9 protein-coding genes are annotated in these 14,228 nt (G+C 59.9%); 6 read left to right on the top strand and 3 right to left on the bottom strand.

Annotation, left to right across the window (positions count from 1 at the left end; translation table 11 throughout):
• Window positions 1-711: 711 nt before the first annotated feature.
• The 5 genes from tssF to NK8_RS21150 all read left to right on the top strand — a co-directional run bounded on the left by tssF (window position 712) and on the right by NK8_RS21150 (window position 9,605).
• Window positions 712-2,625 carry a type VI secretion system baseplate subunit TssF gene (gene tssF, locus NK8_RS21170; protein ID WP_213229495.1) on the top strand — a complete coding sequence of 638 codons (1,914 nt, stop codon included), beginning with the start codon at window positions 712-714 and terminating at the stop codon, window positions 2,623-2,625.
• A gap of 66 nt (window positions 2,626-2,691) precedes the next feature.
• On the top strand, window positions 2,692-4,554 hold the full coding sequence (locus tag NK8_RS21165) for a type VI secretion system Vgr family protein (protein ID WP_213229493.1): 1,863 nt from the start codon (window positions 2,692-2,694) through the stop codon (window positions 4,552-4,554).
• 11 nt (window positions 4,555-4,565) lie between these two features.
• Window positions 4,566-5,696 carry a DUF2169 domain-containing protein gene (locus tag NK8_RS21160; protein WP_213229491.1) on the top strand — a complete coding sequence of 377 codons (1,131 nt, stop codon included), beginning with the start codon at window positions 4,566-4,568 and terminating at the stop codon, window positions 5,694-5,696.
• Window positions 5,693-7,447 carry a DUF4150 domain-containing protein gene (locus NK8_RS21155; protein ID WP_213229489.1) on the top strand — a complete coding sequence of 585 codons (1,755 nt, stop codon included), beginning with the start codon at window positions 5,693-5,695 and terminating at the stop codon, window positions 7,445-7,447. The genes NK8_RS21160 and NK8_RS21155 overlap by 4 nt, the downstream gene beginning before the upstream one ends.
• Before the next feature lie 601 nt (window positions 7,448-8,048).
• On the top strand, window positions 8,049-9,605 hold the full coding sequence (locus NK8_RS21150; protein ID WP_213229487.1) for a hypothetical protein: 1,557 nt from the start codon (window positions 8,049-8,051) through the stop codon (window positions 9,603-9,605).
• A gap of 153 nt (window positions 9,606-9,758) precedes the next feature.
• Here NK8_RS21150 and hpnH read toward each other — a convergent pair whose 3' ends face one another.
• Both hpnH and ispH read right to left on the bottom strand, forming a co-directional pair.
• The gene (gene hpnH / locus NK8_RS21145) at window positions 9,759-10,913 is read right to left on the bottom strand and encodes an adenosyl-hopene transferase HpnH (protein ID WP_213229485.1); all 1,155 of its coding nucleotides are present in this window, start codon (window positions 10,911-10,913) and stop codon (window positions 9,759-9,761) included.
• A gap of 13 nt (window positions 10,914-10,926) precedes the next feature.
• A complete protein-coding gene (gene ispH / locus NK8_RS21140; protein WP_213229483.1) occupies window positions 10,927-11,889 on the bottom strand; it encodes a 4-hydroxy-3-methylbut-2-enyl diphosphate reductase in 963 nt (320 codons plus the stop codon).
• A gap of 447 nt (window positions 11,890-12,336) precedes the next feature.
• On the opposite strand from ispH, the gene NK8_RS21135 reads away from it, so the two are divergent.
• The gene (locus NK8_RS21135; RefSeq protein WP_213229481.1) at window positions 12,337-13,539 is read left to right on the top strand and encodes a glycosyltransferase; all 1,203 of its coding nucleotides are present in this window, start codon (window positions 12,337-12,339) and stop codon (window positions 13,537-13,539) included.
• Window positions 13,540-13,553: 14 nt separating this feature from the next.
• On the opposite strand, the gene NK8_RS21130 is transcribed toward NK8_RS21135, so the two are convergent.
• Window positions 13,554-14,084, bottom strand: a complete 531-nt coding sequence (locus tag NK8_RS21130; RefSeq protein ID WP_213229479.1) for a hypothetical protein — start codon at window positions 14,082-14,084, stop codon at window positions 13,554-13,556.
• Window positions 14,085-14,228 lie beyond the last annotated feature (144 nt).

Raw genomic sequence — 14,228 nt, 5'->3', positions numbered from 1 at the left:
CCTCAAGGGAGTGTTCATCAGTCGTGACTAGATGCGAAACCGCTTCGACACCAGCAGTGCATCGGTGCTTGTCGAGGCACTGAGCGCCGACGACCGTAGCCTGGGCGGCCGCCCCATCAAGCTTTGCCCGCAGCCTTTGCTGTTGGGGCGTGCTCACACTGCTCGAATGGGCGTCTGAGTCAAACTCAATTCGATTCCCGCCCCTGCTCTGGAGCTTTGCGTGCGATCAAGGGACGGAACTTATCCGGCATCACGAGCTTGCAGCCCAGTACCGGCATGAACGTGTGCTTTCTGCGATCCACACTGTCCTCGGCAGCGTGGATCGCAGAAAGCGCAGCGGATTGCTATGTCAATACTTGCGCAGGAATCACTAACCTTTTAGTCTACGGTCGGGCGAACTTGACGACATGGCCGACGGTTTAAGCGGCCGGCTGCATGCAACTCAAGCCCTCCATTCTCCATTTGAGGCCTTCGCCGCGATACTGGCTTCAGCGCGGTAACCTTCACGCACCAATCAATAGATACCTTGTTGCGTTTCAACTTGAAAGCCGGGTTAAGAGTTTTCTTGTTGTGTTCATGTTGGCAAAATCGTTAGGATAAAAGGTACCTAAATAGTTCGGAGTATTTATTTGCTTGTCGGCAATCATATTTCGACCATAGCGGAACGAACATTGCACGCACGATCGACTTGGCACCTATACGCGAGGCGTCATGGACTCCAGCTTCGTTGATGGTTACAACCAGGAACTGGCCTACATGCGTGAGCTGGCGGGGGAGTTTGCAGCGCAGTTCCCCAAGATCGGCCGCCGTCTGGCGATGCATGTTCAAGGTGAGGTGGGAGATCCCTATGTCGAGCGTCTGCTGGCATCTTTCAGCTTCGTCGGTGCCCGCATGCAGCGTCTGATCAACGATGCATTTCCTCAACTCACCGAGCCTCTGCTCGAAGCGATTTATCCCAACTACAACGCACCGACGCCCGCCGCAGCGGTCGCACGCTTGTTCCCTGGCGAGAAGGAAGGCGAGCCGCTGGGCGTGTTCTCGGTCGAGCGCGGTTCCGTGCTGATGAGCCAAGTGCCGGAGGGCGAAAAGTCCAGATGCACCTTCGTGACGACTCAGGACATTGCGCTCTATCCTCTCGAGATCACAAGCGCCGAACTCACCGGTCCTCCAGCCGACATTCCTTCACTCGAACGATGGCTACCTGATTACATTCAGGTAAAAGGTGCGTTACGCCTCAAACTGCGCGCGACGCGCGGGACGATCGCCAGCCTGCGTGATCTTGATCGACTGCCCGTCTATCTCATGGGGGACGAGGCAATCGTCTCGCGGCTTTTTGAACTGCTGCATGTTGCATCAATGGCGAGTGTGGTCAGTGTGCCAGGTCAGTTCGGTGTGAGCGGTGCGCCGTTTCACGCGGTGAGGCGCAATGCTGTCGAGCATGAAGCGATGGAACCTGGGCAAGGCCTTCTGCCCTTGAACTGGCCGAAGTTTCACGGTCATAACCTGATCCACGAGTTCTTCGCCTTCCAGTCCCGGTTCTGGTATTTCACGCTGACGCAGCTCGCCAAGGGCCTGAACAAGATCCATGGACGCGAAGCTGAGATTGTTGTACTGCTCAACCAGTCGCCCTACGAACTGGCGGGCGAGGTCGATGTCAACCGCTTTGCGCTTTTCTGTACGCCGGTGATCAACCTTTTCCCCCTTGCGATCGACTCGCTCGAATTGCCAACAGGGGGCAAGAAGCGTACGGCGCAAGCGGTAAATGAGATTCTCGTGCGACCCGTACCGCTCGCGCCACTCGACTATGAGGTGTTTCGCATCGATCGGCTGTTCGGTCACGTGAAGCTCGATTCCGAGAAGCTGGAGTTCATGCCGCGCTACGCCGCGCTCATCAAGGATGAGGGCAGACACGGTCGCTATTTCACGACACGTCGCACGGCCCGTACGCAACACAGCACTACGCGCCGCTATGGCACGAGGGCGCCGTACAGCGGCACCGACCTATTCGCCGCGTTTGTCGACCAGGACGGTCTTCCCCATGCCGAGCGCATCAACTACCTGTCCGCCGAGATCCGAGCTTCCAACGGAGACCTGCCTAACCTGCTCGAATGTAACGGACGTGACGACCTCGAACCGATGGCCGACACGCCGATGGCGAGCATCGGGCTGGTGCGCGCCCCCAGCAGGCCGAAGCCACCGCATACGAAGGGCGAAGTGGCATGGTGCCTCATCCGTCAACTGAACTTTGGTTTGAGCGCACTTGGCACCGTCGACGAAAGCCGCTCGGGAGAAGGCCTGCGCGACATGCTCAGGCTGTTCGTGGCAGACGATCAACCGCATCTTCATCGAATGATCGACGCTATCACCCTACTGTCCGTCGACGCGATTACGCGCAAGTTGCCTGGGAACGGAGACATCGTGTTCGGACGTGGGCATGCAATCCGTCTGGTCGTTGATGAGGGCGGCTTTGACGGACAAAGCCCTTATCTCTTCGGCTTGATCCTTGACCGCTATCTCGCCCGCCACGTGTCGATGCACTCATTCGTGCAAGTCGATTTGCACACCGTGCAGCGAGGATTGATCGCCAGTTTCCCAGTGCGAAAAGGCACGCGCGGCGTTGCCTGAGATGCTTTTTTTCGAAGCGAGAGACATGAACAACAAGAATCTGCTTGGTCCACGCGGAGGCGCGTCGTGCTGAATTTTCTTTCCACCCGCACGCTGTCAGTCGACGGCGACGCGATGCCGCTTTCGCCGCTTGGCGAGCCCATGCTGCAGCTGAGCGCAATCAAGGGCGCGGAAGAGCTCTCGAAGCTCTATGAATACACGCTTGAGTTGGTGACGCCAGCCGAGCCTTTTGTGCCAGAAGCACTCGCCGCGAACATTGATCTCAAGGCGATGATCGGCAAGGCGCTGACGGTCACCGTTCAGTGCGAAGGGTTTGGGGATTTCATTCCCGGCTTGCCGGGTAACCTTGGTCAAGGCAATGTGGGCGCATGTGAGCGGGAGATCAGCGGGCTCGTTTTCGAGGCGAAGTATCTCGGTCAGGGCAATCGGCAGGCACGCTATCAAGTAACGCTCAAGCCGTGGGTGGCCTTGGCGTGCGAACACACCGATTTTCGAATTTTTCAGCATAAATCGGTGATCGATATCGTCAGCGAGGTTCTGCGCCCTTACGGATTTTCGAGCGACAAGCGTATCGGAGGGGTCTACCCGACGATCGACTATCAGGTTCAGTATGGCGAATCGGATTTCAGCTTCATCCAGCGCTTGATGGCCGAACACGGTTTGTACTGGTTCTTCGAACACTCGAACGGCTTTCACCGGATGGTGATCGTCGACAACCTCGGCGCTCACAAGCCGGTGGAGAGCGAGGCTTATCAGACGCTTTCCTACTATCCGCCCGGCCGCAAGATCGATGAGGAATATGTGAGCGAGTTCAGCGTTGCGCAGACGCTGCAGCCCGGCGTCTGGACGTATGACGACTACGACTTCAGAAAACCCGGCGCCGATTTGAGCGTCGAAAAGCAATTGCCACAAGAGACGATCGGGAATGGCATCGAGCGCTATGAATGGCCTGGCGACTACGCTGATCCGAAGCAAGGCGGTCGGTTCGCGTTGATCCGGGTTCAGGAACTGCGCTCGCGTGGCGAGCGCGCCTTTGGTTCCGGCAATCTGCGCAATGTGGTGTGCGGGACCACGTTCAGCCTGCAGGGGTTCGCGCAGGAGGCTGCCAATCGTGGCTATCTGGTTGTGCGCGCGGAGTTCGAAGCGAAAGAAAGCGGCGACGTGACGAACCAGGGCAAAACCGAGTTCAGGGCCAGCTTTGAAGTTCAACCCGACACGGTGGTGTTTCGCGCGAAGCGGCCCGGCGACAAACCGCGCACGACGGGTCCGCAGACAGCGTTCGTCACGGGCTATAACAACAGCGAAATCTGGACCGATCAGTACGGTCGTGTGAAGCTGAAATTCCAGTGGGACCGTTCGCCGATTAACGATCATACCTCGTCATGCTGGGTGCGTGTTGCATATCCGGGTGCGGGCCAACGCTACGGAAGTATTGGCGTTCCGCGCGTTGGTACCGAAGTGATCGTGGACTTTGAAAACGGCGACCCTGATCGTCCGATCGTTATCGGGCAGGTCTACAACGCGCAGGCCATGCCGCCGTGGCCGTTGCCGCATAACGCCACGCAGAGCGGCGTGCTGACCCGTTCGACCAAGGGCGGTGGCTATGAGAACGCGAATGCCATCCGCTTCGAGGACATGAAGGGCGAGGAGGAGTTGTGGATTCATGCGGAGCGCGATCTGGTTGTCGACGCCGAACATAACGAGTCGCTCACGGTGGGCAACGACCGCACGATCACGGTCGCGCAGATGCAGACGACCGAGGTGGGGAAGAACTTTTCCCTGCTGGCGGGTGATCGCATCGAGTTGACCACAGGCGGGGCCACGCTCGTGATGGAGAAGAACGGCAGCATCACGCTACGCGGGGCCAAGTTGCTGATCGAAGGTTCGGGCCCGGTGCAGATCAACGGCCACGACGTGGACATCAACTAAGGGCCACGTCGATGGATTTTCGGAATTACACGCCATTTCCCGCAATGGCGTTTGCTTCGGTCGCGCCCAAAAATCGGCGCTTCCGCACTGTGGTCTTGCGGCAGACCTTCGAGCTTCGTGCTGGCGCACTGACGCTCGCGCAAGCTCAGACGTCGCTCGTTACCTCGGACATCTACTACGGTAAGCCGAATGAATCGTCGGTAAGGGCCGAGAGTGATCTGGCTCCCTACAAACCACGCTGCGACGTGATCGTGTGCGCCGCAGCGCATGCACCAGGCAAACGGGCGGTGCCGCAATTCGACGTGGGCGTGAAGCTCACCGGGACCAAGGGTTCGTCATTGCTGAACCAGCGCCTGCGTGTCACAGGTGCGCGAGCGTTCACGCGTTCGGAAAGTGACTGGTTGCTCGGCGAGCCAGAGCCTTTTACGACGCTCGCGCTTTGCTATGAGCACGCTTTGGGCGGGGAATGCCGGATCAAACGGAACGACGAGCCGATGCAGCACGCCAGTTGCGCGACCAATCCGCTGGGAGCGGGATTTATCACGCAGTGGTATGTCGATGCAGCTCGGCCCGAGCGCGTGACCGCGCCGAGAATCGAGGCGCTCGATGACCCGATTGGATCGGATGGATGGAGCGCGTGGTTGTCGAGCGAGAACGCAGCAATGCCACCCCCGATGGGCCTCGGTGTGATTGGCCGCTCGTGGACACCGCGCTTGCAACTAGCGGGCACGTACGACGATCAATGGCTCGAGACCCGGCATCCAGGTCTGCCCGACGACTTTGACTTCGCTTATTGGAACGGTGCCCACCCAGCGTTGCAGACGCCGCATCTGAAGGGCGATGAAACGCTCGTGCTCACGAACCTCGTGTCAGCCGATCATCCACAGGCGTGCGTCAACGCACAAGGCGACACCGAGTTGAAGCTGCCTCTGCCAGGCCATTTGCCGATGGGCCTGCTTTACACGGGCGGCGGTCTGGGCCACGCGGCGCTGAACCTTGACACGCTTCACGTGGATGTGACGCAAGCGATACCGCAGGTGGCGCTCGTGTGGCGAGCGGCGGTGCTCCATGAGGCCGAGCGGTTCGAGGCACGCTTCATCGATAACGAAGAAAAATTGCGGATGTTGGGGCGGGCAGGATGAGTGAACAACTAGTAGGTGTTGTCACTGGGGACGCGGCCGACGCGTTTCGAGAACATTACGGGATCAACAGCCTTGAGCAGGCACAGGCAGCGCGTGCGAACAGCGATGCGCTCTGGCAGCAACCGAATCCCTGGAACGAGCCGCCGGGTCACGTACATCGTGACACGTTTGATTGGGCCGCCGATCAGGTGGTCAAGCGCTACTTGTCGGGTCGCTATAAGCCGCTGGAGTCGCCGCAGGAGGACGAGCATTTCTCCAAGGGCAACAAGCTTGCGGCCCGTCAGAGCGGCAGTTTCAAGGCGGTCAGCTCGACGCCAGACTTGTGCAAGACGCCTTGCGGTGCGTCGACGCCTCCCGTGCCGTATCCAGTCGTCGCTGATCTGTCGGGATCGACGGGCGTGGCGTCGAACGTGCGCTTCAACGGCAAGTCAGCCTATACGCTGAACGAGAGTGTAGTGCCAACCTGTATCGGTGACGAGGCAGGATGCGCGATGGGCGTGAAGTCGGGCACGGTGGGCGGTGAAGTTAAGCCCACGAGCGGTAGCAGTACTGTGAAGATCAACGGCAATCCGATCATTCGCGATGGCGATCCATGCACGATGAACAGCGGCAACTGCACGGGCACGTATGTGACGGTGCCGCCGACCAATGGGTCGATTGACGTCGATGGACACGTCGTGGGCGACACGAATCCGTCGCCTGAGAAGGGCCTGCTGCATCAGGCGACTGGCGTAGTGACGGGGTTCGGCGCGGCAGCATGGGATGCGGTCAACGGGCTGGGCCATATGGCGTGGGGTGCGGCCAAGCTTTCGCCCGTGTCGCAGGCCGCTGAAGGGCTCTCAGACGCGACAGGTTGGTACGACTATCACGGTTATTCGGAAACGCAGAAGGCAGTCGACGATACGGCGCAGTCGATCTACAACAATCCCAAGGCGATCGTGGATGGCATCACCAAGCCGTATGTCGAGGCGTGGAGTAAAGGCGACTACGGCGATGCGATCGGACGAGGGGTGTTCGATATCGGTGGGCTGTTCGTGGGCGGTATTGGCGCTGTCGGTAAAGGCGGAGAGGTGGCCAACGCGGCAGCGAAGGCTGGAGAAGCGGCGAGTACCGCGAGTAAGGCTGCAGAGGCGGCGAGTGCGACGAGCAAGGTGGGCGAAACAAGCGAAGCCATTTCGCAAGTGAGGAAAGCGGCTGAAATCGGTGAGTCTGGGCCCGTGGGCGACGGACTTAAAGTTCAAGGTCACGGAGCGGATGCGGCAGCGAGTTTCGCATTAGATTCCTCAACCATTGATAGGGTTAGAGCTATACCGAAAGGAGAGAGACCGCTTCCTGAAACCTACATGCCTGCGGAGGTTATCGAAAGCCAGCTCAGTCAATTCGACGGCGGTCCCTCTCGTTTTGTGAGCAAGAGTAACCTTGAAAAGTACGGGCCGGCGCAGAGGGACGGAACGTCATTCGTGATGACGAAGCAACAGGCGGACACTCTGCTACAGTCTACAGGTGGCGATGCTCGTGCGATGGAAGAGGCGTTGGGTTTGCCTGACGGTTTCCTCGACTCAAACGAACTTGTACGGGTCGATATTCCTGATCCCCGAGATATTGGGCTCCGTATCCCAAGTGGAAATGAAGCAGGAGCAAACGACTTGTGGATACCAGGAGGCAAATTGCCAACTGGTAACCTAGAAGGCGTAGTCGATTTAGGCAATGTGTCCGCTGAGCGATACTCGGTGAGTCCTTTGACGTTCTGAGGTTTGATAAAGTGAAATTTGTCGATAAGTATATATTTGTAGACGAGCGATTCAGTGTCGGAATTGAGCAAACGACGGGGAAGTTCTATATATCGATACCCGTCGCAAACTCATTCGCAGAGTATGAGGAATACTACGAACTCGAATCTTCGCAGTATCACGCGTGCCCGAGAAACATAGACGATTTGGTGAAGATCGCGGAGCAATCCCGCGCAAGGAAAAACGATGCTCGACTTATTATGCAACCGGGGAAGTTACGTGGCAGTCCTGTTTGAGCACGTGCAGACTGCGTGAGCAGTATCGACGGCCTTTAGCCGTTGGATGTCCAACCGGTGTGAAGTCGGGCGCGGTGGGCGGTGGGCGGTGTGAGATGAAGCCGACCAGCGGCAGCAGCACGGTAAGGATCGGTGGCGATCCGATCATTTCGTGACGGCGATCCGTGCACGATGAACAACGGGAAACCGTACGGGTACGTACGTGACAGTGCCGCCGACCAATGGCTCGATTGACGCTGATGGGAACGTCGTGGGCGACACGAATCCGCCGCCTGCGAAGGGTTTGCTGCCTGTCGCGTCTGAGAATCCGAAGGCGCTCCTGGACGATGGCTGCCGATATGATGCTCAATATCAAACGGGCCAACTTAGCCGTAAGCATTGGCCTCAGTCATTGCCATCCTCTTGATCTTCTTCGCATGTCCAATACAGAATATTTGCCATTCGCTTCGTTGCGTGCGTCCGACTTTCTTCCCGAAGGCGAGGACGTGTCTCCCCGGCAGCTCCCTGGCGGCAGCGGAGCAAGTTTGCACTGGCTCTCGCATCACTCAACGGAAAATCACCTCGTGGTGGTCGCGTGGATCGAATGCGTTAAGCCAGGTATCGCCGTGGCGTTGATTGATCCTGAAGGTAACATCGTTTGCCGGGCGTTCAAGCGCTTCGACGCCCAAGATAGCGCGGACGGATGGATTCCGCACACCTATCCACACGTCGCGACGCTCGTGGCGACGCTCGAGAACAGCGGGGAGATTCGAGCGGTGCTCGTGGTCGAGCAGCCTTATACACGTTCGTTTTCGACGGAAGAGGGGACTCTCGGCTTGAGCACAACAATGTCGCATTGGCGAAGACTTGATATTTGCTTAGATAGCCCATCCATCCTCCTGAGTGAACCGATCCATCACGAGCCGCTATGTGCTCATGTAGCACATATTCAGAGCAAAGGCGATGAGCCCGGATATGGCTACTGGACGGCGTGGCGCGATACGCTGCACGTTCCAGCCGCTGCTGTTGGGTTGTTCTCGGATTTCAAAGTATCCTCTCGCCTCGCAATAGCGCGCGATGCCGATGCGTTACCTGATTCATGGGGCGAGGTCGAGGAAAGTGCTGGAGCGCGGCCGCTATGTGGTGGGACGACTCTCTACGATGCTGATGTGCCCATACGCTTCAGTGACGGGTACGTAGTCACGGTGTTGAGAATGCGAGAACGCACCAGCATTTGCGTGATCGACGTCGAAGAGAAAAAGCTAGTGCAGAAAGTTCCGCTGCGCTTATCCCGCGGCTACTGGCAGGTACTGGCGTGGCAACCGATGAGCGACGGTGAGGGTGGCTCATTTTGGCTGTACACGAACAACGAAAAATCGAATGCCGACCGTCGCGATGCTACGTTATGGCGAGTCGACTATTATAGTAACGTGCGGCCGCGCTCGAAAAAACGTGAGTTATTGATTCGCCATGAACGTATGACCGAAGATCGCGTTATCACCGGCGTGAGGATATATCCTTATACCGATGCAGTTCTCGCCGTGTGGGGCCACGGTCGTGGGATCAAGCTTATCGAACCGCTGCGCTGCGTGCTTTTCTCTAACGGAGAGGATGGTGAGGTGCGCCATGATGTCGCTGCGCTCGCGAGCACGTTTCCACATCATCCGGCTGGCACAGTCTGGCATATGGGCCGCACGCTCGAAGCGCCTGCACATCCAAAGCTGCCCGAGGCAGGCTTTGAGTTTGCGGGTCGCTATTGCGCTGTCTTTGAAATAAAAGACGACGATATGGCGTTCCCGAGCGGTTATGAAATTGGTGAGATCAAGGTGCCGCACAGGGCTCGAAGCATGCGTAGCCGGTGTGCGAAGGGCGATACGGTATGGACGGGGACCCGCTGTGGGTGACGTTCCGGTTTCACCCGCGCCGTACCCAGTGCACTGTAGATACAACGCGTGCGAACAACGTTAAGCCGCTATCGCAGAGTTCGGACGCGCCAAAAAGGGCGGATGACCCCAAAGCCATCCGCCCTTCTTCATTCCTGCATCGTCAACGCGCGCTCAATTCACCGCCGCCGCCGTCTTCGCGCCCTTGTTCTTCTGCATGCGGCCGATCTCTTCCAGCTTGATCTCCACGTGCTTCGAGAACACGAATTCAGCCGGACGCTGCTTGTCGATCGGCAGTTCCTTCGCGAAGGCGCCCGTCGTGCGCGGACCCGAAAGCGCGATCCTCGCGGCCTTCAGCGGATGCGCCACCGTGTCCATCACGGCCGTTGCCTCGAAACCGCAATGGACCATGCAGTCCGCGCACTTCTCATACTTGCCCGTGCCGTACTTGTCCCAGTCGGTGGTTTCCATCAGTTCCTTGAAGGTCTTCACATAACCTTCGCCGACCAGATAGCAGGGCTTTTGCCAGCCGAACACCGTGCGCGCCGGGTTGCCCCACGGCGTGCACTGATACGTCTGGTTGCCCGCCAGGAAGTCGAGGAACAGCGTCGACTGGCTGAACGACCAGTTCTTGCCGTTGTTGCCGCGCTTGAAGATTTCGCGGAACAGATTCTTCGTCTTGTCGCGGTTCAGGAAGTGCTGCTGGTCAGGCGCGCGCTCGTATGCGTAGCCCGGCGAAACCGTGATGCCATCCACGCCGATGGGCCCGAGCGTGTCGAAGAACTTCGCCACGCGCTCGGGTTCGGCGTCGTTGAACAGCGTGCAGTTGATGTTCACGCGAAAGCCACGGCGCTTCGCTTCCTTGATGGCCGCGACGGCCTTGTCGTAGGTGCCCGGCTGCGAAACCGAGTGATCGTGCGCCTCGCGGTCGCCGTCGAGGTGCACCGACCAGACGAAGTACGGGCTCGGCTCGTAGTCGTCCATCTTCTTTTCCATCAGCAGCGCGTTCGTGCAGAGATACACGAACTTCTTGCGCGCCATGATGCCCTTCACGATCTGCGGCATTTCCTTGTGCAACAGCGGCTCGCCGCCTGCGATCGAAACGACCGGCGCGCCGCATTCGTCAACCGCGCCGAGACATTCTTCCAGCGACAGGCGCTGGTTCAGGATCGGGTCCGGGTAATCGATCTTGCCGCAGCCATTACACGCCAGATTGCAGCGGAACAGCGGTTCCAGCATCAGCGCGAGCGGGTAGCGCTTGTTGCCCGAGAAATGTTGTTTGAAGATATAGGCGCCAACGCGCGCCTTCTGGAGCATCGGGATAGACAATTGCGTCCTCTCCTTATTCTTCGCGAATCGCGGCTGCCGCAACGGCGGCCACCGGCTGAATCAGTTTCGCGGGGAGTTTGAATTCGACCTTTTCCTCGCGGCCGTTCATCGTCGTGACTTCGACGTTTCCGAACGCGCGCAGGGCATCGATCACATGTTTGACCATTTCCTCGGGCGCCGAGGCGCCTGCGGTGATGCCGACCGTCTGCACCGTGGCAAACCATTCCGGCTTGATCTCTGAACCGTCCGCGACGAGGTAGCTCGGTACGCCGCTCTCGGCGCCGATCTCCCGCAGGCGGTTCGAATTGGAACTATTGGTCGCGCCGACCACGAGCAGCACGTCCACCTGACTCGACAGTTCGCGCACGGCGGCCTGGCGGTTTTGCGTCGCGTAACAGATGTCGCGGGTATCCGGCCCGACGATATCGGTGAAGCGGCGCTGCAACGCGTCGATGATGCCCCGTGTGTCGTCGACCGACAGCGTGGTCTGCGTGACGTAGGCGACGGGAGTATCGGGCGCGAGCGTCATCTTCTCCACTTCGGCTTCGCTCTGCACCAGCACGACGACGCCGGGAATCTGCCCGACCGTGCCTTCCACTTCAGGATGTCCCGCGTGGCCGATCAGAATCAGCGTGCGCCCTTGCGCCACATACTGGCGCCCCTGCACATGAACTTTCGTGACGAGCGGGCAGGTGGCGTCCAGCACATCGAGGCCACGCGTCTGCGCATCTTTTTCGACGCTCCGCGCCACGCCGTGCGCGCTGAAAATCGCTACCGCGCCGTGCGGCACTTCATCGAGTTCTTCGACGAAACGCGCGCCCTTGCTCCGAAGATTGTCGACGACATGACGGTTGTGAACGATCTCATGACGCACATAGACCGGTGCGCCATGCCGTTCGAGGGCCCGATCGACGATTTCGATCGCACGGACCACGCCCGCACAAAAGCCGCGGGGTTGAGCAAGGATGATACGCATATTCGAACGAACTCCGACTGACGCGGGTTTCGGGGTTAGCCGGCGCGAAGCTCGCACTTTCCCGATGACGCGGCCCGAACGGTGTTTTGAAGACGTCCGCGCGAGGCCAGGGAAAGCAGACCGGAAAAAACGACACGATGTACGCGGTCTGCGCGCCGAAGTTGACCGCGTATTCTAACGCGTTCCCTTTTTGGGTGCTCAATGCCTGCTTCAGTCCGCGAAACGGCCCGCAGCGCGAAATACGGCGATTTTCAGAACCCAGTAAACTGTCGGACGCTCAGGGCCGCGTGCTGGCGAGACTTGCGCCGCGCGGGCACGCCTGGCCTCGTTCTGTAAGGATTCCGCGCGCCGTGCGGCCTGTGTATTTTTTGCGCAACGCCGGAGTCGCCTGAAACGCCGCGCGCGCCGTCCGGCCACGCTAATGTTCACACGCTATTCGTTTATTTCATGCTATTGATCGCCTGGCTGTCATTCTTGATCTGGATCGTGCTGTTGCTGGCGCGCGGCGGCTTCTGGCGCGCGGAGCCCGCGCCGGCGCTTTCCGATACGACGATCCACGCTGTCGGCAGCGCCGAGATCGCGCGGCGCGGCGCGTGGCCGGCGCTCGTGGCCGTCGTGCCCGGGCGCAACGAGGCGGATGTGATCGGGCGCGCGGTCGGTTCGCTGCTGAAGCAGGACTACGCGGGCGCGTTCCACGTGATCGTCGTCGACGACCACAGCACCGACGGCACCGCCAGCGTCGCGCTCGCAGCCGCCCGCGACCTCGGCCTCGAAGACCGTCTGACCGTGCTGACCGCGCAGCCCCTGCCGCCGGGCTGGTCGGGCAAGGTGTGGGCGCAGTCGCAAGGCATCGGCGCGATCGATTCGCTCGGCCTGCCCGCCGAATTCCTACTGCTCACCGATGCGGACATCTACCATCCGGCCGATGCCGCGACCCAACTCGTCGCGCGCACGATTCTCGAAGACCGCGATCTGGTGTCGCTGATGGTGCGTCTGCGCTGCGACTCGCTCTGGGAAAAGGCGCTGATTCCCGCGTTCGTGTTTTTCTTCGCGAAGCTCTATCCGTTCGCCTGGGTCAACGATGTGAAGAAGCCGACCGCCGGCGCGGCGGGCGGCTGCATGCTGGTGCGCCGCTCGGCGCTCGTGGAGGCGGGCGGTATCGAATCGATCCGCCAGGAATTGATCGACGATTGCAGTCTCGCCGCGCGTATCAAGCATCGCGCGGGCCGCAGCGGCGCGCGTCCGATCCGCCTCGATCTCGCCGAACGCAGCGAATCCCTGCGTCCCTACGATAGCTGGCGCGATGTCTGGAACATGATCGCGCGCACGGCCTTCACGCAATTACGCTATTCGCCGCTGCTGCTCGCCGGGACCGTGCTCGGCATGGTGCTGATCTATCTCGTGCCGCCGGTCTTCGCGTTGGCGTTCGGCGCGCGCACCTGGCCCGCGTGCGCCGCTTGGGCGTTCATGTGCATCGCCTATGGGCCGATGCTGCGTTACTACCGCAGATCGCTGTTGTGGGCGCCGCTTCTGCCGCTCGTTGCGTTGTTCTATGTCAGCGCGACGATCGGTTCGGCGGTGCGTTACTGGAGCGGGAAGGGCGGGCAGTGGAAGGCGCGGGTGCAGGCGCCGGGGCAGGAAGGTTCGTAAGTCGCGAACTGCGCTTACTTCTTCGTCAACATGGCATACAGCTCGATGACCATGTTCGGCGAGAACGAAAACGGCACCCACCCGTGCCCGCTGTGACGCAGGATCAGCAGACGGTCGCCATTCGGGTACTTCTGCGTCGCCATGACCGGATCCTTGGTGGCCGCGAAGCGCCATCCCGGCGCGATTCCCGCCGGCTGCTCCGGCGACATCGACGCGCGCACGTTCGACAATTCCTCGATCAATTCCGACACGCCTTCCGGACTCAGTTTCACCGTCTTGCCCGCTATCGTCATTTCGATCGCATCGCGCTCCGGGCGTGACACGACGAGCGTGGGCGGTTCGTTCAGGCCCGGCGGTTCGGCGGGCGCGGTGAAATCGTCCGGCTCACGCGCGCCGCCCAATGCGGGCGGTTCGTCAGGCGACGCCTGACTCGACGCAACAACGGTTTCGTTCGATTCGACAGATGATCGGTCAGATGCGGCAGCGGTCTGGAGGAGCGTATCGAGGCTCGACTCCAGCGCGCCGAGCTGGTCTTGTAGATTCATGCGAGTGTGTCTGTGTCTGGCAACTGGGCGGCGAGGCAACGATTCTACCCGCTCGAATTTGGCGAGGTCGGCACAGGTTGTAACCAATTGCACCGAACGTGCGGATTACACGACAGTTTTTCGTCGGCTCAAAAAACAAAACCG

This window comes from Caballeronia sp. NK8, assembly GCF_018408855.1.
In the GTDB taxonomy this organism is placed as follows: Bacteria; Pseudomonadota; Gammaproteobacteria; order Burkholderiales; family Burkholderiaceae; genus Caballeronia.
Note: the sequence above shows the minus strand (reverse complement) of the source record. Positions and strands in the feature narration are given on the sequence as shown.

Bases quoted from the DNA above. Each gene is read 5' to 3' on its own strand.
- tssF (WP_213229495.1), top strand. From the start codon at position 712: ATGGACTCCAGCTTCGTTGATGGTTACAACCAGGAACTGGCCTACATG.
- NK8_RS21160 (WP_213229491.1), top strand. From the start codon at position 4,566: ATGGATTTTCGGAATTACACGCCATTTCCCGCAATGGCGTTTGCTTCG.
- NK8_RS21155 (WP_213229489.1), top strand. From the start codon at position 5,693: ATGAGTGAACAACTAGTAGGTGTTGTCACTGGGGACGCGGCCGACGCG.
- NK8_RS21150 (WP_213229487.1), top strand. From the start codon at position 8,049: ATGGCTGCCGATATGATGCTCAATATCAAACGGGCCAACTTAGCCGTA.
- ispH (WP_213229483.1), bottom strand. From the start codon at position 11,889: ATGCGTATCATCCTTGCTCAACCCCGCGGCTTTTGTGCGGGCGTGGTC.
- NK8_RS21135 (WP_213229481.1), top strand. From the start codon at position 12,337: ATGCTATTGATCGCCTGGCTGTCATTCTTGATCTGGATCGTGCTGTTG.
- NK8_RS21130 (WP_213229479.1), bottom strand. From the start codon at position 14,084: ATGAATCTACAAGACCAGCTCGGCGCGCTGGAGTCGAGCCTCGATACG.